Below are 22,963 nucleotides of genomic sequence, written 5' to 3' on the forward strand. Positions count from 1 at the left end.
GCTACCTGGCGGCGGGCGGTTTCCAGGTCGTGTATTGGTCGAGCTCGGCGCGCGCCGAGGTCGGCGGCGCGATGATCCACATCACTTCGGCCCGGCCGCTGCCGATGTTCTCCGTGCGATGCGGGGTGGAGGTGGTGTATTCGACGCTGTCGCCCTCCTCGAGGACATGGCTCGCCTCGCCGAGCGACACCTCGACGACGCCGCGCAGGACGATCAACATCTCATGCGCATCGCCATGCGTGTATTGGTCGGAGCCGGTCGAGCCGCCGATCTCGAACTCCCCGACATAGACTTCCATGTCGCTCAGCGGGGGCCGCGACAAGAGCATCTTGCGGCACCCGTCGCTGGGCGGCAGGCTGGGCCGCTCGCTGCGCCGCAGCACGCCGTGGTGATTTTGAGCCGTGCTTTCGGCAAACAGCAGCGCGACGCTGACGCCGAGCGCCGAAGCCATCTGGTTGAGCGATGCCGTGCTGGCGCCGGTCAGGCCGCGCTCGAGCTGGCTGATGAAGCTGGCGCTGGTGCCGGTCGCCTCGGCCAGGTCGCGCAACGAAAGGCGGCGGGCAAGGCGCAGGCTCTTGAGCCGCATGCCGAGCACCTCTTGCGCGGCCGTTGCGACCGAACCGTTCCTGTCCCCGGTTGAAGCCTGGCCCTTATCGGTAGCCTTGGGCATCTCGTTTGTTCTCCACTGCACACTTTGTACAGTGTCACTGTACAAATGGCAAGCAGCAAGAATCCGCCTGCGTCGGCTTGCCGACAAATGTACGGATGAGCGCTGCGCCTGCCCTATGCGAAACGATTCCGCGCCCTGCAATCGCATATGCCCTGGAGGACTCTGGATGTACTTGGTATCTTCAAATTAGGTCAGATAGCCATCCAGCAATCGACTCGCCCAACTAAGATCCAAATACGGCTGGGAATAGTATTTTCAAACTTGGAATGATGGTATTTTGAATAATTTGTCCAATAACATTGTCCCCTAACACAGATAGAAGATAAACAAAAACACCAACTATAAAGTTGTTTATAATATTAACACGTATTGTTTCTGGCTCAAGCAGAGCCTTTACGGATATCACTTCAGCAATAGAACGGTCACGGACATCGAGATCAATATCATTGCTCCCTCTAAGCTGCTCCTCTAAACCCTCCAACCCCGTAAAAAGAGACGTATACTCAGGGGCATTGTGATTGATCGGCACTACTCGATCCGAAGCGGGGGCGATTTGGCCAGATTCTTCCACTGACTTATCTCTGTTACGGCGCATGTACCGACGCAGATCGTCCACAAGCGGATCGAAGAGATGTTCCGTCATCTCATGGAGTACGGCATTTATGTTATTCGAACTGGCGTAAAAATAGTCATGCGCAAATCGCCACCCTGCATCTGCTTCCAGTGACATGTTTCGAAATAGATTCAGTTGCGCTGATAATCGGCTTTCTGTGTCGTCAGGCCACGACATCCTACCTGAACCCACCATACCACTCGGCTCAATCAACACTTCCCGGTTGACACGCTCCATCGGAAACAGGGCTTGAAGCCATTGAAGCCGAGAAAGTAGTGGTTCTGGTGCGTTGTTCAGGGCGCTCAACCAACGGCGCAACGCTGAAGCGAAATCTTGGTATCTGGCCCGACTCGCCAGTCGAGCAAGGTCGTCGTATTCCTCGATAAAGTCATCATAGTCGCCGGCCAAATCCCCCTCCTAGCGCAAGCATATCCCCCGAAATATAAATCCCTCGAATACCGCTAAACAAGTGACACGATAGAGAATACCAGTCGCTACAAAACAAGTTCAGCGCTAGCCCTCGCCGGCCAGGTCGCGGCGCGCCTTGTCGAGCTCTTCGGCGTAGCGGCGCATCAGATGGCTCTCGGTGAGCAGGCCAAGCACGATGCGCTCGTCGAAGTCCTCGACCACCGCCAGTTCTTCGGCCCCGGTGCGCTGGAAGGTCTCGGCGGCGGTCTGGACGTTCATCGACGGCACCAGCACCGCATCCTTGAACTGGGCGAGCGCGCTCACCGGCGTCTCGCCATCGGAGGGATCGCTGTGCAGTTCCGGCACGAGCAGCATGCCGACATACTGGTCGGCATGTTCGACGGCGATGACGCGCTGGCCGGAGCCGAGCGGGATCTCCTTGCGGAATTCGGAGAGCGTGGTCGAGGCGGGAATGGTGCGGACGTCCTTGCGCATCATCGAGCCGACGGTGAGGCTGCGCATCCAGCCGACGTCATGGGCGCTGCGGATCGTCTCGCCGCGCAGATGGAAACGCCAGGTCGAGAAGGAGTAGCCGAAGGTCTCGCGCACCAGGATCGCCGACATGATCGAGGCGGCCAGCACCACGCCGGTGAGGGTCAGGTCGCGCGTCGATTCCAACGCCAGGAACGTCATGGTCAGCGGGCCGCCGACGACGCCGACCGCAAGCGAGGTCATGCCGACGACGGCGGCGACCGCCGGGTCGATGCCGGCGGATGGCGCGGTCAGCGCCATGACGCCGGCGAAGACCTTGCCGAGCAGCGCTCCCAGGAACAGCGAAGCGAAGAACAGGCCGCCGCGGAAGCCCGAGCCGAGCGAGATGGCGGAGGCCGCCAGCTTCATCACGAAGACGCTCGCCACCACCGGCAGCGCATAATTCATGGCGAACTCGCGATGCAGCGCGCCATGGCCGCTGGAGAGCACCTGCGGCGTGACCAGCCCGAGCAGGCCGACGAAGATGCCGCCGATGAACGGCCGGACCGACGCGTCGATCGACAGCCGCACGAAGAGACGCTCGACGATGCTCACCAGATGCATGATGGCGATCGAGGCTGCCCCGCCGAGCAGTCCGAGCAGCAGGAACGGCACATACTCGCTGGCGGTCAAATTCGGCAAACCTGACAGCTCCAGCGGGAACGGCACGCCGCCGAACATTTCCGCCGTCAGCGAGGCGGCGATCGCCGCCGTCATAACCGGCGCCACATTGACGACGGAATAGATGCCGATGACCAGCTCGAAACCGTAGAAGGCCCCGGTCAGCGGCGCGTCGAAGGCGGCGGCAATCGCGCCGGCCGCGCCGCAGCCGACCAGAATGCGGACGTCGTTGCGGCGCAGCCGGAACGCGCGCGCAAGTCGGGAAGCTATGCCGGAGCCGATCTGCGTATAGCCGGCTTCCAATCCCACCGAGGCGCCGAAGCCGCTGGAGATCATCGTTTGCGCCACGATGATGAAAGTGTCGGTGAGCGACATGCGCCCGCCATAGAGCGCATTGGCCTCGATCGGGTCGACCGGAGTGCGGAACTTGCGCTTTCTCAGCCAGATGACGGAAAGGCCGAGCAGCAGGCCGCCGATCGCCGGGAACATCGCCTGCACCGGGTCGGCGAGCGAGAACATCGCCGAAAGACGGCCGCCCGGTTGCACGTCGAACAGCAGCCAATGCATGCCTTGCACCAGCGCGCTCATGCCGGTGACCAGCGCGCCCGCGATAGCGCCGACCATGCCGGCCATCAGCACGATCGCAATGCCGCGCGCCTCGAGCACGGGGATCGAACTGATCAGCACCGCGCGAAGCCGGCGGGCATAGACTTGTGGGTCGTTTCTGGCAGGCAACGGAACGGCTCGCCGGTATGCGAAAGATAAACAACTGCCGTGCCTGATACGCGCGGCGGCCTTGCGTGGCAACCGCAATGCCGACCGCTTGTGGCGCCATTTTGGCGTTGTGCGAATTAGCGTTAAGAACGCTTGCCGCCGCGATAAAGGCGATAGATTTAGTCAGTTAACGGAATGGTCAGCGGGCCGCAGTCGTCCTCCGCGACGAAGATCGCCAGCAGTTCCGCCGGCTCGGTGGCGCTGGCGTTCTCGGCGAAAGAATGGATCGCGCCTGGCGCTTCGAACCAGGTCTGGCCTTGACTGTAAGTAACAGCCGGTCCGCCTTCCATCTGCGAACGCAGCGCTCCCTTGATGACGAAGGCCGTGACGGAACCGGGATGGCGATGTCGCGGCGTATAGGCATTGGGCGGAAACTCGACCAGCGCCGTGGTGATCCAATGCCCAGGCACATTCGGCAGCTTTTCGCAGGAGAGCGGCTTCACCGTGGTGGTCGGACGCGCCGTCGCCCCCTCCCCGGCATCAGCCCCCATCATGTGGACATGCGCGCCCATTCCGTCAGCGACGGTGGATGCCCTGTTGCTCTGGACTACGGCCATGCCAAGCAACCCCGCAGCGATGGCTGCGACGCCGATCAGGCCGCGTGAAGAAACATCTTCGATCATGACGGCAACTCCCTCGCTTACTCGGCCAGGCGAAAGCCGGCGCGCCAGCCGAGCTCGGCGACAGCCTTGTCGGTCGTGATATGACCGTTCGGCTCCGCGACATTGAAGGCGCCCTGCGTTCCCCGCTCGACGGCAAGCAGAGCCGCGTTGGCGGCGGCATCGACATGCACCGCCGGGTCCGAGGCGGCTGCCGCGCCGGTGCCTGGCCCGTAGAGATGACCGTAGCGCAGCACGATGCCGGCGATCGGCGAGGCGCCGAGCACGTGCTTCTCCAGCGCAATGACGCCGCCGACGCTGACGGCCCGGCCGCCCTCCGCGCCACTGTCCAAAGGATCGGTTTCGTCGTGTGGCTCGGGTCCCGGCGCGTAGGCCCAGGCGATGCTTTGCGCGATCAGCCGCTTCGCACCGGCAGCCTTCGCCGCTTCGACGAGGTTGCGGGTTCCTTCATCGCGGATGCGGGCGTTCCGAGCGATTGCCTCGGCCATCTTCGATGGATCGAGCCCGGCCGGAAGGTCCGTGAGCTGGTGGATGACGATCTCCGGCTTTGCCGCCAAGACAGCCGCGCGCAACCCGCTCGCATCGAACACATCAACCACCACCGGATCGGCGCCGAGCGCTCGAATATCTTCTGCTTTTGCCGCTTGACGCGTGGTCGCCGTCACCCCATGCCCGGCCGCCACCAGCTGCGGCACCAGCCGGCGGCCGATCGCGCCCGAGGCGCCCGCAAGAAAAATGCGATGGCCCATCGTATTTCGCTCCTTGCTGCTATAATATCAGAGTACGAACAACATATAAGAGCCCTGACATCATGCGCAAGGGGAACCCATCCATTCCGTCTGCCGGTGAGGGCAAGCGCGGCGAGCAAGGCTATCTGGGCTATCTGCTGCGCCAGGCGGCTGGCGCCTACCGCCTGAAGGTGGAGCGGGCGCTGGATGAATTCGGCGTGACACAGGCGCAGTTCGCGGCCCTCACCATGATCTCGGCCTATCCCGGCCTGTCCAATGCCGATCTGGCCCGGCTCGCGGTGCTGACGCCGCAGACGGTGAGCGTGATTGTCGGCAATCTGGAAAAGGCCGGTTCCCTCCTCCGCAGACCCCATGCCGTCCACGGCCGTATCCAGCATCTCGACCTTTCGGACAGCGGCCGCGCCTTGCTGAAGAAATGCCGTGAGCGGGTTTACAAATTGGAAGGCGAGCTCACCGCCGGCCTCTCCGCCGAGGAGGAACGCGCCGTGCGGCGCTGGCTGGTCGCCGTCGCGACTGCGGATGCGGCACAGCCGTAAATGCCTCCGATGATCAGGTCGGCGCGCCGCCATTCGTTTCGTAAAGCGTGAGCTTGCGGTCGCCGATGCCGAGCTCGGCCCAGCTCGCGCGCCATTCGGCGATATGCGCCGATTTGAAATGCGCTTCGAGCGCTGCGCGGTCGCTCCAGGCCTCCGAGACATGGATGAGCCCGGCATCCAGCACGTCCTGCGCGTAGGAATAGCCGAGGCAGCCCGGTTCGGCACGGCTCGCCAGGATCATGCGTTGCATGGCTGGCTTTGCCTGGTCGAGCCTGTCGGCTGGCAGCCGGATCGTGCCGGTGATCAGGAGCATCTGCCATCCTTTCCCAAGACCGTGGCCAGGTCCCGTAGCCACTCTCCCACCTTCGCGCAAGCTTGGAGAGTTACGGTCAAGGGCCTGCCCTGTGCGTGGCGGCCCTGGATTTGAGGACGATATGGCGATCAGCGAAACACTCCCGTCCGGCCTGGCGGTCAAGAACGGCCGCGACATCTTCTTCGCGCTGGGCATCGTCTTCATCCTGGCGGTGCTGTTCCTGCCGATCCCGGCCTTCCTCATCGATATCGGCCTTGCTTTCTCGATCGCGCTTTCGGTGCTGATCCTGATGGTGGCGCTGTGGATCCAGCGGCCGCTCGACTTCTCGTCCTTCCCGACCGTGCTGCTGATCGCCACCATGCTGCGCCTGTCGCTCAACATCGCCACCACCCGCATGATCCTGTCGCACGGCAACGAGGGCACTCATGCCGCCGGCTACGTCATCTCGGGCTTCTCCAAGCTGGTGATGTCGAGCGACTTCGTCATCGGCCTCATCGTCTTCATGATCCTGATCGTGGTGAACTTCATCGTCATCACCAAGGGCGCCACCCGTATCGCCGAAGTCGGCGCGCGTTTCACTCTCGACGCCATCCCCGGCAAGCAGATGTCGATCGACGCCGACCTTTCCGCCGGCATGATCGACGAGAAGACGGCGCAGCTGCGCCGCCGCGAGCTGGAGGAGGAATCCTCCTTCTTCGGCTCGATGGACGGTGCCTCGAAATTCGTGCGCGGCGACGCCATCGCCGGCCTGATCATCACTGCCATCAATATCGTCGGCGGCATCGCTATCGGCTATCTGCGCCACGGCATGGGTCTTGGCCAGGCGGCCGACGTTTTCATCAAGCTGTCGGTCGGCGACGGCCTCGTCACCCAGATCCCGGCGCTCATCGTCTCGCTCGCCGCCGGTATGCTCGTCTCCAAGGGCGGCACGCGCGGCTCAACCAACCAGGCGGTGTTCGGTCAGCTCGGCGCGCATCCGCGCGCGCTCTACGTCGCGGCCTCGCTGCTGGTCATCCTCGGCCTCATGCCCGGCCTTCCGCTGTTCCCCTTCTTCGCGCTTGCCGGCGGCATGGCCGGCCTCGGCTACATCATCCCGCTGCGCCAGGGGCGCGAGCGCGCCGCCGCCGAAGCCCTGAAGACGCAGGAGAAGGCGAACAAGGTCGAGGAGGAGAAGAACTCGGTCAAGGCCTCGCTGGTCACCGCCGAGATCGAGCTTCTGATCGGCAAGCAGCTTTCGACCAGGCTGATGGTGGCGCATCAGGAACTGGTGTTCCGCATGTCGAAGATGCGCAAGAAATTCGCCCAGCAATATGGCTTCGTGGTGCCGGAGGTGCGCGTCGCCGACGACTTCGCCATCCCGCCGAAGAGCTATCAGATCAAGGTGCACGGCACTGTGGTCGCCGAATACCAGATGCGCGTCGGCGAGATCATGGTGCTGCTCGGCACGCGCGGCGTGCCGGAGATCCCCGGCGAGGAAATCCGCGAGCCGGCCTTCGGCATGCGCGCCTATTCCGTGCTTGAAACCTTCGCCGAGGACCTGAAGCGCGAGAACTTCACCTTCGCCGACAACATGTCGGTGCTGCTCACCCATCTTTCGGAAGTCATCCGCAACAACCTGCCGCAGCTTCTGTCCTACAAGGACATGAAGGCGTTGCTGGAGCGGCTCGATCCGGAATACCGCAAGCTCGCCGACGAGATTTGCACCTCGCATATCTCCTATCCCGGCCTGCAGGCGGTGCTGAAGCTGCTGCTCGCCGAGCGCGTCTCGATCCGCAACCTGCATCTGATCATCGAGGCGATCGCCGAGATCGCGCCGCATGTGCGCCGCACCGAGCAGATCGTCGAGCACGTGCGCATCCGCATGGCGCAGCAGATCTGCGGCGACCTCTCCGAAGGCGGCACGCTCAAGGTGCTGCGCCTCGGCAATCGCTGGGATCTCGCCTTCCATCAGAGCCTCAAGCGCGACGCCAAGGGCGAGGTGCGCGAGTTCGACATCGATCCGCGTCAGCTCGAGGAATTCGGCCAGGACGCCACCAAGGCGATCCGCAAGCATCTCGAGGCCGGCGAGCGCTTCGTGCTCGTCACCGCGCCCGACGCGCGTCCCTATGTGCGCATGATCATCGAGCGGCTGTTCACGACGCTTCCCGTTCTCAGCCATGTCGAGATCGCCAAGGGCGTCGAGATCAAGGTGCTCGGGACCATCTCGTGAACGCGCTCTCGCAAGGCGTCGTCATCGCCGCCTTCCTCGCCTTCTGCCGTATCGGCGCCTGCTTCATGCTGATGCCTGGCTTGTCCAGCGCCCGCGTGCCGGTCCAGATCCGGCTCTTCGTGTCGATCGCCGCCACTGGCGGCCTGCTCGCTTTCCTGTGGGACCGCATCTACCCGTTCGTCGATCCGCGCCCGCAGGTCCTGGCGCCCATGATCGTCTCCGAGTTGCTGGTCGGCGGGCTGATCGGCGCCATGACCAGGCTCTACATGGAGGCACTGCGCTTCATGGGTTCGGCCATCGCCATGCTGATCGGCTATGGCGGCTCGGGCGGACCGGCGATCGAGGAGCCGGAACCGCAGGCGGCGCTCGCCGCCATCATCTCGTTCTCGGCGCTGCTCCTGCTCTTCGTCTTCGACTTCGACCACGAGATCGTCAAGGCGCTCGTCGCCTCCTATCAGGTCGCTCCGGTCAACGTGTTCTTCAACCCGCAGGCGGCGCTGGTCGACGTCACCGATACCGTGTCGGACGCCTTCTTCCTGGTCATTCGGCTCGGCAGCCCTTTCGTCGCCTATGCCATCCTGGTCAATCTGACGATCGGCTTCGTCAACAAGCTGACGCCGCAGATCCCGGTCTATTTCATCTCGCTGCCCTTCGTCATCGCCGGCGGCATGATCATCTTCTATTTCGCCGTCGGCACCTTGCTGTCGCTGTTCGTCGACGGCTTCGTCGACCTCACGCTGGCGAGATAGCCATGACCACGCGAAAGGACCGCCTGAAGAAACTGGTCAAGGTGCAGGAGCAGTTGAAAGTCCTGCACGAAACCCGCCATGCCGGCTTCCTCGCCGCCGCCGTCAAGGCGGAAGCTGAGGCCAGGGACCTGATCGAGCGTTTCGACACCGGCGCCTCGCTGGGCGCTCTCTTTCCGGAAATCTATCATCGCCGCATCACCGGCGCGCTCGAGCGCCAGAAAAAGAACCTGGAAGACGCCCGCCAGGAAGCCGCGTTGATCGCCACCGCGACGGCGCGCACCAATATGGTCGAGCGTGCCTACAAGGACGTGCGCCGCCGCGACGAGCGCGAGCGCTCGGACCGCGAGCGCCTCGATCTCATCACGCAGAAGCGGGCCGAGGAGTAGCTCAGTAATAACCCGAAGGTGACTCACGGACGACACCACGACCGCTTTGCACCTCATGTCAGTCATTGCGGACTGTTATGCAGGTTCCCAAAAGCAGACGTCAAAACTCCGTCGAACTGTCCAAGAGTGTGAAATGGGACTTTCACATTGAGACCACGGCGTTGCGATGCAGCCAATATGTCAGTGGACGTGGACATTTCCTGGACTCGAAGTCCAACACCCACGCATAAACGGCGGAAACCATGCAGCGCCCTTATTCTCAGTCGACTAAGGTCCGCCAGCCGCCACCGCTGCGACCGTAGGCGAGACGATCGTGGTTTTATGGTGATCGATGACTTCCGCGATAGTCGCGAGCAACGGCTTGAAACCACCAAAATCCACAGTTGCCTTGTTCGCAGCGACTACCTTCGTCGCGAACACCTTCTTCCCGTAAAATTTGGTGCCGTCTTTCTCCGCATTGGTCTTATCGAACGTCTTGCCGTCGTAGATCGTTTTTAAAAGCGCAACGTCGAAAAGCCGCTCGATATCGGTATCTTTATTCCCAATCTTAGGGATTGGCACCACGTAGAGATTTGCCCCCATATGGTACCAGGTCTGCGAACCATCCACCTTTTTCCCGGTCTTGGATTCGACAGCAGCGAAGAGCTTTTTCGACCCATCATCGGAATCACCGATTATAATTAGTGGGTGTTGCCCACCACTTTTGAACTTCTTGATGCGGCTTGGGTACGTATTAGCCAGCTTTCCCAGCTCACCGGCCCCGCCGCTCAATTGCTGCAGTGCCGCCGATGTTTTCGTATACTTAAACAACTTGATTTTCAGTTCGCCGGCTGGGTTCGTGAGCGTGGGTGCAAGTGCTTGGATGGCAGATTTGATGTAGATGTTGTCCGTCACTCCCTCGCAGAGGACGACCGGCCGTTCGATGCCATAGAGGTCGACGTAGTCCACGAACCTCTCGAAGAGTTTAGAACTCGCCCAGAGCTTCCCACCTTTCGGCTTTTCCTCTTGATCCTCAGGCACCGCTTTGATGAGCGGGCCTCTACCGCGGACCTGATAAATATAGGCGAGCCGCCCGCGCAGTTTCCGGCGCGGCAGCGGCTGCTTGACACCTGCGACTTTAACGAAGCACTCCCCATCCATGAAAAGGTGATGGCACATGGCAGCGGCTTCTGCATAGTAGTTCGCCGGAACGTTCACCTTCTGATTGACGACGACGCCGGTCACTTCCTGCCGAGAGTAATCCAGTTGCATACGGGTCTTGGCTGGATTGATTTTGAACCCAGCATTTTTTATTACCTTAGCGAGGCTGGTTCCAGCTTCCCACAGATTGATGCTGCTTACATTCCGCCGTCCAATTGCTGACGCAAAAATCTTCTCGCTGGTCGAGAATGTGATGTCGTCTGCGTACCGGGTGTAAGTGCAATTATGCCGATGCGCCAATTCGTTGAGCCGGATATCCATAACGCTAGCTATGAGGTTAGAGATGACTGGCGAGCATGGACTTCCTTGGGGTAACTCGTTGTCATGGCAGGCAATCTGCGCAAGCACAGTTGCGACAGCGGGCTTCAGCTCGAAGTCCTTATGCTTCAGAAAGAAACCGCGCACCCGACCAAAATTGATGGTGGGAAAAAAGTCCTTCAAGTCCACGTTGAACACGTAGCGTTGTTTACGATGGTTCTCCCCATTTGTCATGACGGAGAGCTTCTTCTTAAAGCCGTGCGCGAGAATGCAATTTGTCTTCTTTACCCGCGACTTTTCCAGAACCTGTTCGATTTCGAGCAAGTCCTTCGCGAGCCGCTTTTGGATCGCTTTCAGCGTTTTATGAGGTGCTTTGATCGTCCGGACACCACCTGTCTTTTTAGGGATCGTGAACTCTTCGTATCTGTCGGCCAGTGGCAAATGGTAAAGCGCATAGGAGATGTGGGCTGGCTTCAGACCAAGAATCTTTGCAAGGTCGGTGATGTCCTCCGCTTTCCGATACAGCTCCAGTTTAAGGGATACGACTGTCATGGGGGTGGCTTGCGGATACTCCTAAGCGATTCAGCGTAGTATCGCCCATATCATCATGTTGCTGTCGGCACTCTGCAGGTAGCACTGAGGCCGTCTTGCTTTCACCTGTGAAGATCCCCCACAGAAAAATCTATCCGCAAGCCGCGCCCTGTAGGCACGAGTGCGCGTGATTCTTCAAGTCGCCAGTAAGTAAAACCGGGGGATTACGGCCTGTGCATCACCGCAGCGTGTCGGTCTTCGGCCGCACGCCGGTCATCATGTATTCCACAAACTCCAGGGCGCGGATGAACGTCTTCACGTCCTTCACGTCGTCGTCGTCATCTTCGATCTTGTCGGTCAGTCTGACGCTATCCCGCGCGAGCGCCAGTGGAGCACCTGGGAGCGTCGAGTTCATCCGGCCAAGATTCTGGACTAGGCCGATGTTGCGAATTGCCAAGCAAGCCTTAGTCTCCGTCTGAATTGGGAGGGCAATATGGCATCAACACGTGAGTTGTGGGGGGAGACGTTTTCGAAAGACGAAATCCCCCCTTACCCTTGTCCACTGTGCAACCGAGGCACATTGCATTGTGTGCCGGATTCGTTTCGTCAAAAGATTTCAAGGGATGTTGAAGAGCAGCTGGAAACCCAGTGGATAGATCCACCGGACGCGGTTCACCAGTTCAACCTTTTCCTCCAATGCGGAATAGCCAAGTGCGGCGCCATCGTTTCGGTTCAAGGCGACTCGCAACTTGTAGAACGAGACAATCGCGAGTTCGTAGAAGACCGCTATTTCTACCGCTTAGCCCCGCAAGGTATGTATCCGGCTCCTCCGCTCGCCGCAGTGCCAAAAGACACACCGAAGCTGCTCAAAAAGGAGTTCGAGACGGCGTTTGCGTTGTTCTGGATTGACCTTGGCGCCTGCGCGAACAGGCTTCGCATTATAGTAGAGAAGATTCTGGACCATCAGCGTGTTCCCGCTGCCCGTGACCTCGCCACACGCATCGCATCATTCAAGAATTCCGAGCCTGACCATGCCACCATGTTCGACGCACTGCGATTTGTCGGCAATATCGGAAGCCACGAAGGGAAGGCTTCGCGCGACACGGTGCTGGACTGCTTTGAGCTTCTTCAAGAGGCTATCGGTGAGCTTTTCGACCAGCGGAAATCGAAACTCGCATCGATGAAACAGCGAATAGTCAATGCCAAAGGCAGGGTGTGAGAGTACTACGCGCCAGTGCCGCTTTTCAGAGGATTTCGTCGGCGCTAGTTTATCCAACATTTTGAAGGGTTGGATGGTGGGCGAGGCAGGGATTGAACCTGCGACCCCACCCGTGTCAAAGGCGTGCTCTCTCGTCGGCGGTAGATCACATATGTCGAATGTGCCCGTCGGTGTGAAATACGATTTCACACTGACGAACATGCTCAAGGAATTTTTGGCTTCAGGTTCTGGGACGATAGCGGAACGGCCGCGCCTGACATCATTATACCACAAGCTGCCATTCCGCTTCCTGCTCCAAAGGTGACATCAGAACATCCGCTTGGGGAGCGCCACTCGTGGCTCGAAGCAGACAACCGATCCATACATCCGCATTCCGCCTCCCTTTTCCCGCAAGCCTGCCACAAGCTTGTTCAGTCATTGTGCGGATGACAAAACCGGCAAAGGGCGGACTTTCTTGGCCATTTCCCCACCCAGCGACATCGTCATGGACGTTGCCCGCGCAGCGGAACCGGCCGATGTCGAGGCCGCGCGCGCGACGCTTGCCAGACGAGCGAATGGCGCCTCGGCACCGTTCGCTCTCGATCCATCCGCGACGGTCGATGCCGGCTCCATGCTCTCGCGCGCGGCGGCCGACAAGGCGGAAGCCGCCAATCCGGCGAAGAAGTTCCAGCGCTTCGAGGCGATGGTGCTGACGACCTTCATCCAGAACATGATGCCCAAGGACACCGAGGGCGTTTACGGCAAGGGCCTGGCCGGCGACATGTGGAAGTCGCAGCTGGCCGAAAAGGTGGCCGATGTCATGGCCGCGCATGGCGGCATCGGCATCGCCAAATCGATGCTCGCCGACCATTATCTCGACGGCAAGCACAAGGTGCCGGTTGGTCCTGTTGCCGGGGGGCAGCAGAAAACCGAGATCGACCAGCAGACCCGGCTTTCGACCTCGATGATCGAGCAGCTTGAGCGCAAAGCCGCACGGTCGATGACCGGCGACGACACAACCATAAAAACGGACATCAAGATCTAGGGACCTACATGGCCGACCAAACGGACCTTTCCAACCTTCCCGCACGCACCAACGCAATGGAGGCGCCCGCCGCCGCACGACCCGGCAACCTCGCCGCCATCATCGGCCGCATCGAGGAAGTCGTGGACGAGGAGACCGCCGGCATCCGCAGCGGAACGGCCTATGACCTCAAGGCCTCGAACGCGCGCAAGAGCCGATACCTCTACGAGCTGAACCGCGCCTTGAAGGGCGCCAACGAGATCGAATTCCTCGAGCAGCATCGCGAAGGCCTGCTGCGGCTGCGCCAGAAGCTGGCCAGGAACGAGGCGGCGATCCTCGCCCATCTCAACGCGGTCAACGAGGTCGCCACGCTTCTGAGGAACGCCATCCAGCGCGCCGATGCCGACGGCACCTATTCGGCCGGCGAGTTCGGAATGGCGCGAGCCTGACAAAGATGATCAAGGCGCAAGGACAGACCCGGTGATAAAGTTCATCGCCGCCGCGCTGTGGATCTGCGCCGTGACGCTCGGCGCGGTCTTCTATTCCTTCCAGGCGGCCGGCCAGCGCGGCGCGGCCGAACCGCCGAAGCCGATGCTGGGTGGCCTCGACTACGTCAAGACCGACATGATCTCGGTGCCGTTGCTGCGCGACGGCACGATCGACGGCTATTTCCTCACCAAGCTGGTCTACACGGTGGAGCCGGAACAGATAAAGAAGCTGTCGGTCCCGGCGCAGGCGCTGATGACCGACCAAGTCTATTCCTATCTCTATTCCAACCCGCAGATCGATTTCACCAAGAAGGAATCGATCGATCTCGACGTCTTCCGCAAGTCGATCCGAGACACCATCAACAGCCGGGTCGGCGTCGAGCTGGTGCACGAGGTGTTGATCGACCAGGTCAATTTCCTCTCCAAGGACGATATCCGCGACAACGCGCTTCGCCGCCGCAGGAATGCCGGCGAAACCGCGGCGGCGATGACCAAGCCCTTCCAGGCAGCGCCGGAGCATTGACCGCCTGGCCGCCGTCCGGCGGCGATGGGCATGGCCCAGTTCCCCTACGCGATATGACGCAAGGTGACCGCGTTGACGTTAACGTCAACTCGAAGCTATATGCGCCTGTGGTCGCGCTGGAGCGCGGCGCGTCTACCTCGCCCAGCGGCCAAGCGCCGGTGCGCGTCAACGCAACCAACGAGGAGAACCGCCATGGGCGTTCAGGAGATTGCCGACAAGATCAAGTCGCGCGTGGCAAGCGCCGGCTTCGAGCATTCCGTCAAGTTCGACACTGGCAGCGACGGCGTCATCGTCATCGACGGCGCGACCGTCTCGACCACCGACGCGCCGGCCGACTGCACGATCAAGCTGTCGCTCGACGATCTGGATTCGCTGATTGCCGGCGACCTCAACCCGACCATGGCCTTCATGGCCGGCAAGCTGAAGGTCGAAGGCGACATGACCGTCGCCATGGCGCTCAGCCAGTTGCTCGGCTAACCTTCGCAAAAAGCAAAACGCCGCCCGATGGGCGGCGTTTTCCAGGAAAAGTGCATAGCGGTTTTCCGTCCGGAATTGCGTGAAAACAAAGACTCAAGCGACAAAGCCCGGCACCTGTTCCTTGATCTTGCGGCCGGCGGCCTTGATCGTGCCCGTGGCGCCGTCCAGCGCGCCTTCCTTCAGCTCCCGCGCCAGAAGCCGGTGCCGCTCATAGGGGCCGGGCATGGCAAGCGCTCCGGTGCGGTCGGCCGAGAAGCCGAACCGTCCGTAATAGGGCGCGTCGCCGACGAGCAGGATCGCGCCGTGGCCAAGCCGCGCGGCTTCGGCGGTCGCATGCCGCATAAGCGCCGAGCCGATGCCGCCGCTCTTCAATCCCGGCTCGACCGCGAGCGGGCCGAGCAGAAGCGCCGCCGGACCGCCCTCGCCCAGCCTCACATCCCACAGCCGCACCGTGCCGACGACCGCGCCCGAGGGATCGCGGGCGACAAAGGCCAGGCCTTCCGAGGGTCGGCGGCCGCGCCGCAGCTTCTCGGATGACTTCTTCCTGCGCTTCGGCCCCATGGCGCGGTCGAGCAGCGTTTCGCGCGCCGCGATGTCGCCCGCGCCTTCGCCAAGGATGACGAAGGCAGGCGCCTGGGCGGCCCCCTCGTCCGGCGTGCCGCGCGAGCCAGCCTGTGCCCGGAGGGCCAGGGAGGGTGCCAACGCATGTTCAGGCGAAGTGGAAACCGGTTCGCCGTAAGAAAATACGCCAAGAAGCACTGCCGTCGAGCCATTTTCCCCGGCGGAGAAAAGCTCAGCCGACGGTCCGGACGAGGGGGCAATTTCAGTGGCCGCGAAGGCCGATTTGGTCAGGTATTCCATGTCCGCGATCCTTCACGAGCGGAGATCTGTTCCACAAGCGAGCCCGGGTGGGCGACGGCGCCCACCTGGGATGATCTGAGCGGCCTTTGCGAGCCGCTCAGATCACGTAGGATCGGAGGGGCTCGAAGCCGTTGAAGGCAACCGCCGAGTAGGTGGTCGTGTAGGCTCCGGTGCCTTCGATCAGCACCTCGTCGCCGATGGTCAGCGACAAGGGCAGCGGATAAGGCGTCTTCTCGTACATCACGTCGGCCGAATCGCAGGTCGGGCCGGCGAGCACGCAAGGCGCGGTCTCCGAGCCATCATGGCGGGTGACCAGCGGATAGCGGATCGCCTCGTCCATCGTCTCGGCGAGACCGCCGAACTTGCCGATGTCGAGGAACACCCAGCGCACATTGTCGTTGTCGGCCTTCTTCGAGATCAGCACGACTTCCGACTTGATGACGCCGGCATTGCCGACCATGCCCCGGCCCGGCTCGATGATCGTTTCGGGCAGCGCGTTGCCGAAATGCTTGCGCAGCGCCGAGAAGATCGCCTGGCCATAGGCCTGGGCCACCGGCACGTCCTTCAGGTAACGGGTCGGGAAACCGCCGCCCATGTTGACCATCTTGAGCACGATGCCTTCCTCGGCGAGCGTCGCGAACACCTTCTTGGCGTCGCCCAGCGCGCGATCCCAGGCCGTCAGGTCGGTCTGCTGCGAGCCGACATGGAACGACACGCCATAGGCGTCGAGGCCGAGACCCTTGGCATGGCGCAGCACGTCGACGGCCATCGCCGGCACGCAGCCGAACTTGCGCGACAACGGCCACTCGGCGCCTTCACCGTCGGTCAGCACGCGGCAGAACACGCGCGAGCCGGGGGCGACGCGGGCGATCTTCTCGACCTCCTCGACGCAGTCCACGGCGAACAGGCGGATGCCGAGCTGGTAGGCGCGTGCGATGTCACGCTCCTTCTTGATGGTGTTGCCGAAGGAAATGCGGTCCGCAGGCGCGCCGGCATCCATCGCCATCTCGACCTCGGCAACCGATGCGGTGTCGAAGGACGAGCCCATCGCAGCAAGCAGGCGCAGGATTTCCGGCGCCGGGTTTGCTTTCACCGCATAGTAGATCTTGGAATCGGGCAAGGCCTTCTCGAAAGCGCGGAAATTGTCGCGCACGACATCGAGGTCGACGACGAGGCAGGGGCCGTTCGGACGTCGGGTGGCGAGGAAATCAAGGATGCGCTGGGTGGCCATCGGGGTCTCTCCATAACGCCTTTCGGCGCGCAATAAGGCTGCGGGACGCGGGCTGTCGGCCTCGCGAACACGCGGTGGACAAAGGCGGGACGGAAATCCATGGAACCAGCCGGTGGAGACCCCGGAACCATGAAACGCCGTCTCGCGGCGGTGAACCTTGGCCTTGCCCGGCCTCGGTTCGCTTTGTCTGCCTTGGCTTGGATGGGAAACCCGTCCGCACTGCCGGCAATGAAGGTGTGCCTCTTTAGTAACCCCGGTCTTTGGACAACCGGAAGAGAACCAGAAAGGCCCGCACCGTCGTTGCTTCAAGGTGTCCTCGGTCTTGTGGTTGGCCACTGACCGACTGGAGGGGTTGGCTCCAGTTACCTTACCGATTGCCCTCACCATTCGAGGATCGGCGGACACCCACAGGCACGTGCGACTTTGGGCAAGCGCGATATAGGAGCGAAGGGTTTCACAATCAATAAAAATCGTAAGCGCAGGTTGTAAAATTTCTGGCATCGAACAATGTGTGTCGCACTGTATCCGGAAATCGAACGATGCCAGGAACTCAAGGACCGCTGAACGCCTTCCTCGATCTGCGCCAAATGCCTGTGGCGAATGCGGAATTGGGTCCGCTCGCCGGCCTGCGCCTGGCCGTCAAGGACATCTATGACGTCGCCGGCTACCGCACCGGCTGCGGCAACCCGCAGAGATTCGCGGAGGCGCATGCCGCCTCGCGCACGGCGCAAGCGGTGCAGACGATCCTGGATGCCGGCGCGCGATTCGTCGGCAAGACCCAGACCGACGAGCTGGCCTTCTCGCTGTTCGGCCAGAACGCGCATTTCCCTTACCCGGTCAATCCCGCCGCGCCCGATCGCGTCACCGGCGGCTCCTCCTCCGGCTCGGCGGCCGCGGTTGCCGGCGGCCTGGCGAACATCGCCACCGGCTCCGACACCGGCGGCTCGATCCGCGCGCCGGCGAGCTTCTGCGGCCTGATCGGGCTGCGCACCACCCATGGCCGCATCCCGCTCGACGGCGCGATGAAGCTGGCGTCGAGCTTCGACACCTTCGGCTGGTTCGCCGACGACATCGAAACCTATGAGACGGTCGGCAAGCTTTTGCTCGGCCGCGATCCGCACCAGCACCCACTCAACCGCCCGCTGTCGATCCGCTGGCTGGATGCCTTCGTCATGGGGCCGGTGGAAGCCGCCGAATATGCGCGCATGAAGGCGCTGGCCGCCGGCGTCATCGGCCAGCCCGTGGAGACCGAATACGCCTTTGCCTCGTTCCCCGACGAGCTTTACTGGTGCTTTCGCCGCTTGCAGGCCTTCGAGGCCTGGCACGAGCATGGTCCCTGGATCTCGGCCGGCGGCCGCCTGAGCCCCGGCGTCGAGGAGCGTTTCGGCTTCGGCCGCACCATCGACGTTAGGGCCGCCGCGGCCGAAGCCGCGCGCCGGCTGGCGTTCCGGGCCGAGTTCGGCGCGCTGCTCGGCAATAACGGCTTCCTCGTCCTGCCCACCGTTCCCGGCGCGGCGCCGCTCGCCGCGGGCACGCCGGAACAGTTCCAGGCCTATCGCGAGAGGGCGCTGCATCTTTTGTGCCTTTCCGGTCTTTCGGGCTTTCCGCAGATCACCTTGCCGATCGGCTCCGTCGACGGCGCACCCTTCGGCCTGTCGCTGCTCGGGCCTTCCGGCAGCGACGTTGCCCTGATACGGCTCGGCCGCAAGATTCTCGACGCGGCACGAAAGGTCTGACCATGGATACATTGACGCGCATGCGCGCCTTCATCGACGTGGTCGAGGCGGAAGGTTTTTCGGCCGCGGCGCGCAAGATCGGCCGCTCCAAGGCGCTCTTGTCTAAATATGTGCGCGAGCTGGAGGACGAGCTCGGCGCGCTGCTGCTCAACCGCACCACGCGCCAGTTCTCGCTGACCGAAGCCGGCCACACCTATTATCAGCGTGCCTCCGAAATCGTGCGCGAGGTCGACAACCTGGCCGAGGCGGTGCGCCAATCTTCCGGCGACGTTCGCGGCAGGATCAAGCTGTCGGCCGCCCGCACCTTCGCCGACGCGCCGATCGGTCAGTCGCTGGTCGACTTCGCCAAGCAGCACCCCGACATCGTGCTCGACATCCATCTCGACGACCGCTTCGTCGACCTTGTCGAGGAAGGTTTCGACCTTGCCGTGCGCATCTCGCGGCTGGAGAATTCCTCGCTCATCGCCAGGCGGCTGGCGCCGTTTTCGGTCAGGCTTTGCGCGTCGCCGGAACTGATCGCCAAACATGGCAAGCCGACACGTCCGCAGGATCTCGCCAACATGCCCTGCATCGTCGACACCAACGGCCGCTCGCTGGCCAACTGGCGCTTCAAGGGCGAGGGCGAGGACTCTATCAGCGTCGCTGTTTCAGGCCCGATCGAGGTCAACAGCCCGATCGTGGCGAGAGCCGCCGCGCTCTCCGGTCTGGGTTTCGCCATGCTGCCGGATTTCATCGCTGCTCCCGACGTCGCGTCCGGCAAGCTGGTCACCGCGCTCGACGACCGTATACCGGCCGGCACCGGCATCTTCGCCGTCTACCCGCACCGCCGCTATCTGCCAGCCAAGGTGCGTGTCTTCGTCGATTTCCTGGTGCAGTGGTTCAAGACGCGCGACACCGTCTGATGCATGTCTCCCGGACGCATGCAACGGCACGCGTCGAAAAGAAGCTGAGGCGCGTCCCAATTTCGCCCGCTTTCTGTCAACTCTGGGGCTCGCTCCCGAAATCGATGGAATCGCGGCCCGGAATGCATCTGAAACGGCAAGCAACCATGCTGGCTTCGGTCGTGGCGGCGACATTCGCAGCGGTCGAGCCGGCCGAGGTGCACCCGCATGTCTTCGCCGAGGCCCGCCTCGACGTCATCCTCAGCCAGGATCACCAAAGTGTGACGGCGCTGCGCCACCTTTGGCGCTTCGATGACCTGTTTTCGAGTACAGTGATGATGGAGTTCGACAAGAACTCCGATCTGAAGCTTGACGACAAAGAGCTCAAGGAAGTGGCCGACACCGTCCATTCCTCGCTGGCCGAGTTCAACTACTTCCAGCTCGTCACCCAGGACGGCAAGGACGTGCCAATGGTCCCGCCGCCGCATCTGATGGCGAACTTCGACAACGACCAGCTGATCATCCTGTTCGAGTCGCAGCCGAAGACGCCGATCAAGCTCGCCGGCAAGATCGACATCGGCGTCTACGATCCGACCTTCTATACGGCGATCGACTTCACCGACGACACCAACCTCACCGTCGAAGGCCTGCCCTCGACCTGTACCAAGAAGGTCATCCGGCCGGATCCGGACGAGGCGATCAAGGAAAACCAGAAGACCCTGACGGACGCGTTCTTCAACGATCCGACAGGCACCGACATGAGCAAGATCTTCGCTACCAAGCTCGAATTGGACTGCCCGCCGGAAGGATGATTTGGTGATGAAACCGTCGCTGCGCGCAAGCAGGCTCCGCAAAAGTGCCCCACGGGCTTGCGATCGGAACCTGCGACAAACAAGGGAATCTAAGCGGATATTCGTGGGGCATCCCACGAATATCCGCTTAGCGCTCGGCCTGCTGGCCACCACCCTGGTGATCGCCCATTTGCCCGTCGTCGCGCACGCGCAAAGTTCGCTCGGCATCGGCACCAATGACGGCATGGCGCCAACCACCACGGGGCCGTTCGCCCATATCCTGATGTGGATCAATCTCCAGCAGCAGGGATTCTACCATTCGCTCGCCGCCGCCATGAAGGCGATGCGCCAGGACGGCAGCAAGCTCTGGCTGCTGATCGGCCTGTCCTTCGCCTACGGAATCTTCCATGCCGCCGGCCCCGGCCACGGCAAGGCGGTGATCTCCTCCTATATGATCGCCAACGAAGTCGCGCTCCGGCGCGGCATCCTGCTTTCCTTCGTCTCGGCGCTGCTGCAGGGCCTGACGGCGGTGGTCGTCATGATGCTTGCCTATTTCGTGCTGCGCGGCACCGCGATCTCGATGACCGACGCCGCCTGGTTCCTCGAAATCTCCAGCTTTGCGCTGGTCACCTTGTTCGGCGCCTGGCTGCTGTGGCGCAAGCTCGGTCCGTCGGTGCTGCGCCTGTTTGGCAGAGCGCCCGCCTACAGCCTGTCGGCGGCCCATGCCGGCCATTCGCATGGCGGGCATTCCCATGCGGGGCACGCCCATTCGCATGCGGGCCATTCCCACGCACAGGCGCACGCCGCGCATTCCCGTAGCATGCACGTGCATGACGATCATGATCATCATGACCATTCGCATGCGCACGCCCATGACCACGGCCACCATCACGCCGCGCATGACCACGTCCATCACGACCGCGGCCCGGGCGAAGTCTGCGAGACCTGCGGCCATTCGCATGCGCCGGATCCGGCAATGCTGTCGGGCGACCGCTTCGACTGGCGCACGGCCTGGTCGGCGGTCGCCGCCGTCGGCATCCGCCCCTGCTCCGGCGCGCTGATCGTGCTGAGCTTCGCGCTGCTCAACGGGCTTTGGCTCGGTGGCCTGCTGTCCGTGCTGGCGATGTCGATCGGCACCGCGATCACCGTCTCGGCGCTGGCGACGATCGCCGTGCTGGCCAAGAACTGGGCGGTCTATTTCGCCGGCGACGGACGCATCGGCAACCGCATCCATTCGATCGTCGAGATCGGTGGCGCCGCCTTCATCTTCCTGGCCGGGCTGCTGCTTCTGTCGGCCAGCCTGTCGGGCGGCGTCTGATCAAAAGCAGTGGCCGAAGCTGGGTCGATCTGCGGGTCAGCTCAGCATCACCTGGTATCGACAGACATCAGGCGATCTTCCCGCCCAGCTCATCCTCAATATGCGCGCGAATAATTTCGTCGAAATTCTTCTCGGCGGCAAAGCCCAGTTCCCTCGCCCGCCTGTCTTCGAACCGTGTCGGCCAGCCTTTGACGATCGCCCAGACGATCTCGTCGGGCTGCTCGCGGATCCGCTTCACGACCTCGGCGCCGGCGATGCGCTCAAGCGCCTCGATCTGCTCGCCGACGGTGACGGCGACGCCCGGCATTGTGAGATTGCGGCGCGGTCCGACCTTGTCGCCGTCGAGTTCGGCAGCATGGATGAGGAAATTGACCGCCGAGCGCGGGCTGGCATGGGTGTGCAGCACCGAGCGCGGCACCGGCAGGATTGCCTCCTGGCCAGCGAGCGGCTCGCGGATGATGCCGGAGAAGAAACTCGACGCCGCCTTGTTCGGCTTGCCGGGGCGGACGCAGATCGTCGGTAGCCGGATGCCGATGCCGTCGAAGAAGCCGCGCCGCGTATAGTCGGCAAGCAGCGCTTCGCTCATCTGCTTCTGCGTGCCGTATGAAGTGAGCGGCGTCGGATGGAATTCGTCCGGGATGACCTCCGGGAACGGCGCGCCGAACACGGCGATCGACGAGGTGAAGACAAGGCGCGGCGCGAACGCCGCCAGCCGCACGGCGTCGAACAGCGCGCGCGTGCCGTCGAGATTGACGCGGTAGCCGAGGTCGAAATTGGCCTCCGCCTCGCCCGACACGATGCCGGCCAGATGGAAGATCACATCCGGGCGGGGAGCCACGAGAGCGGCCATGGCGCCGGGCGCGGAAAGATCGCCGGTGTGGATCGAGACATCCACGCCCACGAGCGCCGGCGCCTGCGGCGCCACGATGTCGTGCAGGTCGAGCGCCGTAATTTTTCGCCCGCGCAAGGCGCCGTCCCTGGCCAGGCGCGCGATAAGCTTGCGGCCCACCATGCCGGCGGCGCCCGTGATCAGTATTCTCATCTTCAGAGACCTTTCTTGCGCTGGCTGCGTCCGCGCAGCCACAGGACGACGAACAGTCCGATCATGAAGACCACGGCGATAACGGCCGCCAGCACCGTCGATACCTTGCCAGCGGCCAGCATGATGACCGGCAGGAAATAGGCGGCGAGGCCGAACACAACCAGTATCACCGCCGCAGCGGCCGCAGCGTTGCGGGTGTCACGATCCATCAGCGGGCGTTCTTCA

25 protein-coding genes are annotated in these 22,963 nt (G+C 62.5%); 13 read left to right on the forward strand and 12 right to left on the reverse strand.

Going from position 1 to position 22,963, the window contains the following annotated elements; all coding sequences use genetic code 11:
* Position 1: 1 nt before the first annotated feature.
* The 5 genes from FJ417_RS13800 to FJ417_RS13820 form a co-directional block, all read right to left on the reverse strand.
* Positions 2–670, reverse strand: coding sequence for an XRE family transcriptional regulator (locus FJ417_RS13800; RefSeq protein WP_140783836.1), 669 nt, complete (start codon positions 668–670; stop codon positions 2–4).
* 223 nt (positions 671–893) lie between these two features.
* Complete coding sequence (locus FJ417_RS13805) at positions 894–1,691, reverse strand: hypothetical protein (protein WP_140783837.1); 798 nt, start codon at positions 1,689–1,691, stop codon at positions 894–896.
* A 105-nt stretch (positions 1,692–1,796) separates the two neighbouring features.
* Positions 1,797–3,578, reverse strand: a complete 1,782-nt coding sequence (locus FJ417_RS13810) for a chloride channel protein (protein ID WP_140783838.1) — start codon at positions 3,576–3,578, stop codon at positions 1,797–1,799.
* Between the two features lie 158 nt (positions 3,579–3,736).
* Positions 3,737–4,240 (reverse strand): cupin domain-containing protein, encoded by a 504-nt coding sequence (locus tag FJ417_RS13815; RefSeq protein WP_140783839.1) that lies wholly within the window; start codon positions 4,238–4,240, stop codon positions 3,737–3,739.
* A gap of 17 nt (positions 4,241–4,257) precedes the next feature.
* On the reverse strand, positions 4,258–4,986 hold the full coding sequence (locus FJ417_RS13820) for an NAD(P)-dependent oxidoreductase (protein WP_140783840.1): 729 nt from the start codon (positions 4,984–4,986) through the stop codon (positions 4,258–4,260).
* Positions 4,987–5,048: 62 nt separating this feature from the next.
* Here FJ417_RS13820 and FJ417_RS13825 point away from each other — a divergent pair, with 62 nt between their 5' ends.
* The gene (locus FJ417_RS13825) at positions 5,049–5,522 is read left to right on the forward strand and encodes a MarR family transcriptional regulator (RefSeq protein ID WP_140651566.1); all 474 of its coding nucleotides are present in this window, start codon (positions 5,049–5,051) and stop codon (positions 5,520–5,522) included.
* Between the two features lie 13 nt (positions 5,523–5,535).
* Here FJ417_RS13825 and FJ417_RS13830 read toward each other — a convergent pair whose 3' ends face one another.
* Positions 5,536–5,835, reverse strand: a complete 300-nt coding sequence (locus FJ417_RS13830) for a putative quinol monooxygenase (RefSeq protein WP_140783841.1) — start codon at positions 5,833–5,835, stop codon at positions 5,536–5,538.
* Positions 5,836–5,956: 121 nt separating this feature from the next.
* Here FJ417_RS13830 and flhA point away from each other — a divergent pair, with 121 nt between their 5' ends.
* From flhA to FJ417_RS13845, 3 genes are read left to right on the forward strand one after another with little or no spacing between them, the layout of a single operon-like run.
* Positions 5,957–8,044: a flagellar biosynthesis protein FlhA gene (flhA, locus tag FJ417_RS13835; protein ID WP_140642193.1), complete on the forward strand. Its 2,088-nt coding sequence runs from the start codon at positions 5,957–5,959 to the stop codon at positions 8,042–8,044.
* Positions 8,041–8,793 (forward strand): flagellar biosynthetic protein FliR, encoded by a 753-nt coding sequence (fliR, locus tag FJ417_RS13840; protein WP_140783842.1) that lies wholly within the window; start codon positions 8,041–8,043, stop codon positions 8,791–8,793. The genes flhA and fliR overlap by 4 nt, the downstream gene beginning before the upstream one ends.
* 2 nt (positions 8,794–8,795) lie before the next feature.
* On the forward strand, positions 8,796–9,179 hold the full coding sequence (locus FJ417_RS13845; protein ID WP_140783843.1) for a hypothetical protein: 384 nt from the start codon (positions 8,796–8,798) through the stop codon (positions 9,177–9,179).
* A 267-nt stretch (positions 9,180–9,446) separates the two neighbouring features.
* Here FJ417_RS13845 and FJ417_RS13850 read toward each other — a convergent pair whose 3' ends face one another.
* Together FJ417_RS13850 and FJ417_RS13855 are read right to left on the reverse strand one after the other, a co-directional pair.
* Positions 9,447–11,189 (reverse strand): retron Ec67 family RNA-directed DNA polymerase/endonuclease, encoded by a 1,743-nt coding sequence (locus tag FJ417_RS13850; RefSeq protein ID WP_140783844.1) that lies wholly within the window; start codon positions 11,187–11,189, stop codon positions 9,447–9,449.
* Between the two features lie 217 nt (positions 11,190–11,406).
* The gene (locus FJ417_RS13855; protein ID WP_140783845.1) at positions 11,407–11,625 is read right to left on the reverse strand and encodes a hypothetical protein; all 219 of its coding nucleotides are present in this window, start codon (positions 11,623–11,625) and stop codon (positions 11,407–11,409) included.
* 36 nt (positions 11,626–11,661) lie between these two features.
* Between FJ417_RS13855 and FJ417_RS13860 the strand changes: the two genes are divergently transcribed.
* From FJ417_RS13860 to FJ417_RS13880, 5 genes are all read left to right on the forward strand, one after another.
* Positions 11,662–12,387 carry a DUF4145 domain-containing protein gene (locus FJ417_RS13860; protein WP_140783846.1) on the forward strand — a complete coding sequence of 242 codons (726 nt, stop codon included), beginning with the start codon at positions 11,662–11,664 and terminating at the stop codon, positions 12,385–12,387.
* A gap of 454 nt (positions 12,388–12,841) precedes the next feature.
* A complete protein-coding gene (locus FJ417_RS13865) occupies positions 12,842–13,411 on the forward strand; it encodes a rod-binding protein (protein WP_246687453.1) in 570 nt (189 codons plus the stop codon).
* Positions 13,412–13,419: 8 nt separating this feature from the next.
* Entirely contained in the window at positions 13,420–13,839 is a 420-nt protein-coding gene (locus FJ417_RS13870) for a hypothetical protein (protein ID WP_140651557.1), read from the forward strand.
* 31 nt (positions 13,840–13,870) lie between these two features.
* Complete coding sequence (locus FJ417_RS13875; protein WP_140651555.1) at positions 13,871–14,401, forward strand: hypothetical protein; 531 nt, start codon at positions 13,871–13,873, stop codon at positions 14,399–14,401.
* Positions 14,402–14,593: 192 nt separating this feature from the next.
* On the forward strand, positions 14,594–14,878 hold the full coding sequence (locus FJ417_RS13880; protein WP_112096391.1) for an SCP2 sterol-binding domain-containing protein: 285 nt from the start codon (positions 14,594–14,596) through the stop codon (positions 14,876–14,878).
* A gap of 93 nt (positions 14,879–14,971) precedes the next feature.
* Here FJ417_RS13880 and FJ417_RS13885 read toward each other — a convergent pair whose 3' ends face one another.
* Together FJ417_RS13885 and odc2 are read right to left on the reverse strand one after the other, a co-directional pair.
* Complete coding sequence (locus FJ417_RS13885; RefSeq protein ID WP_246687456.1) at positions 14,972–15,496, reverse strand: N-acetyltransferase; 525 nt, start codon at positions 15,494–15,496, stop codon at positions 14,972–14,974.
* Between the two features lie 340 nt (positions 15,497–15,836).
* A complete protein-coding gene (gene odc2 / locus FJ417_RS13890) occupies positions 15,837–16,970 on the reverse strand; it encodes an ornithine/lysine decarboxylase (protein ID WP_095817118.1) in 1,134 nt (377 codons plus the stop codon).
* A gap of 539 nt (positions 16,971–17,509) precedes the next feature.
* Between odc2 and FJ417_RS13895 the strand changes: the two genes are divergently transcribed.
* From FJ417_RS13895 to FJ417_RS13910, 4 genes are all read left to right on the forward strand, one after another.
* On the forward strand, positions 17,510–18,706 hold the full coding sequence (locus FJ417_RS13895; RefSeq protein WP_140783847.1) for an amidase: 1,197 nt from the start codon (positions 17,510–17,512) through the stop codon (positions 18,704–18,706).
* Between the two features lie 2 nt (positions 18,707–18,708).
* Complete coding sequence (locus FJ417_RS13900) at positions 18,709–19,608, forward strand: LysR family transcriptional regulator (protein ID WP_140783848.1); 900 nt, start codon at positions 18,709–18,711, stop codon at positions 19,606–19,608.
* Positions 19,609–19,730: 122 nt separating this feature from the next.
* Complete coding sequence (locus FJ417_RS13905; RefSeq protein WP_140783849.1) at positions 19,731–20,399, forward strand: DUF1007 family protein; 669 nt, start codon at positions 19,731–19,733, stop codon at positions 20,397–20,399.
* A 103-nt stretch (positions 20,400–20,502) separates the two neighbouring features.
* Positions 20,503–21,696, forward strand: coding sequence for a nickel/cobalt transporter (locus FJ417_RS13910; protein WP_246687454.1), 1,194 nt, complete (start codon positions 20,503–20,505; stop codon positions 21,694–21,696).
* Positions 21,697–21,763: 67 nt separating this feature from the next.
* Here the strand turns inward: FJ417_RS13910 and denD are convergent, their stop codons facing one another.
* Together denD and FJ417_RS13920 are read right to left on the reverse strand one after the other, a co-directional pair.
* On the reverse strand, positions 21,764–22,738 hold the full coding sequence (gene denD / locus FJ417_RS13915; protein ID WP_140783851.1) for a D-erythronate dehydrogenase: 975 nt from the start codon (positions 22,736–22,738) through the stop codon (positions 21,764–21,766).
* A 2-nt stretch (positions 22,739–22,740) separates the two neighbouring features.
* The gene (locus tag FJ417_RS13920) at positions 22,741–22,947 is read right to left on the reverse strand and encodes a hypothetical protein (RefSeq protein ID WP_140783852.1); all 207 of its coding nucleotides are present in this window, start codon (positions 22,945–22,947) and stop codon (positions 22,741–22,743) included.
* Positions 22,948–22,963: the final 16 nt, after the last annotated feature.

It is taken from the genome of Mesorhizobium sp. B3-1-7 (assembly GCF_006439385.1).
Classification (GTDB): domain Bacteria; phylum Pseudomonadota; class Alphaproteobacteria; order Rhizobiales; family Rhizobiaceae; genus Mesorhizobium.

Bases quoted from the DNA above. Each gene is read 5' to 3' on its own strand.
- FJ417_RS13845 (WP_140783843.1), top strand. From the start codon at position 8,796: ATGACCACGCGAAAGGACCGCCTGAAGAAACTGGTCAAGGTGCAGGAG.
- denD (WP_140783851.1), bottom strand. From the start codon at position 22,738: ATGAGAATACTGATCACGGGCGCCGCCGGCATGGTGGGCCGCAAGCTT.
- FJ417_RS13870 (WP_140651557.1), top strand. From the start codon at position 13,420: ATGGCCGACCAAACGGACCTTTCCAACCTTCCCGCACGCACCAACGCA.
- FJ417_RS13825 (WP_140651566.1), top strand. From the start codon at position 5,049: ATGCGCAAGGGGAACCCATCCATTCCGTCTGCCGGTGAGGGCAAGCGC.
- FJ417_RS13830 (WP_140783841.1), bottom strand. From the start codon at position 5,835: ATGCTCCTGATCACCGGCACGATCCGGCTGCCAGCCGACAGGCTCGAC.
- FJ417_RS13820 (WP_140783840.1), bottom strand. From the start codon at position 4,986: ATGGGCCATCGCATTTTTCTTGCGGGCGCCTCGGGCGCGATCGGCCGC.
- FJ417_RS13920 (WP_140783852.1), bottom strand. From the start codon at position 22,947: ATGGATCGTGACACCCGCAACGCTGCGGCCGCTGCGGCGGTGATACTG.
- FJ417_RS13815 (WP_140783839.1), bottom strand. From the start codon at position 4,240: ATGATCGAAGATGTTTCTTCACGCGGCCTGATCGGCGTCGCAGCCATC.
- odc2 (WP_095817118.1), bottom strand. From the start codon at position 16,970: ATGGCCACCCAGCGCATCCTTGATTTCCTCGCCACCCGACGTCCGAAC.
- FJ417_RS13900 (WP_140783848.1), top strand. From the start codon at position 18,709: ATGGATACATTGACGCGCATGCGCGCCTTCATCGACGTGGTCGAGGCG.
- FJ417_RS13905 (WP_140783849.1), top strand. From the start codon at position 19,731: ATGCATCTGAAACGGCAAGCAACCATGCTGGCTTCGGTCGTGGCGGCG.
- FJ417_RS13860 (WP_140783846.1), top strand. From the start codon at position 11,662: ATGGCATCAACACGTGAGTTGTGGGGGGAGACGTTTTCGAAAGACGAA.
- FJ417_RS13850 (WP_140783844.1), bottom strand. From the start codon at position 11,189: ATGACAGTCGTATCCCTTAAACTGGAGCTGTATCGGAAAGCGGAGGAC.
- FJ417_RS13800 (WP_140783836.1), bottom strand. From the start codon at position 670: ATGCCCAAGGCTACCGATAAGGGCCAGGCTTCAACCGGGGACAGGAAC.
- FJ417_RS13895 (WP_140783847.1), top strand. From the start codon at position 17,510: ATGCCAGGAACTCAAGGACCGCTGAACGCCTTCCTCGATCTGCGCCAA.
- FJ417_RS13880 (WP_112096391.1), top strand. From the start codon at position 14,594: ATGGGCGTTCAGGAGATTGCCGACAAGATCAAGTCGCGCGTGGCAAGC.
- flhA (WP_140642193.1), top strand. From the start codon at position 5,957: ATGGCGATCAGCGAAACACTCCCGTCCGGCCTGGCGGTCAAGAACGGC.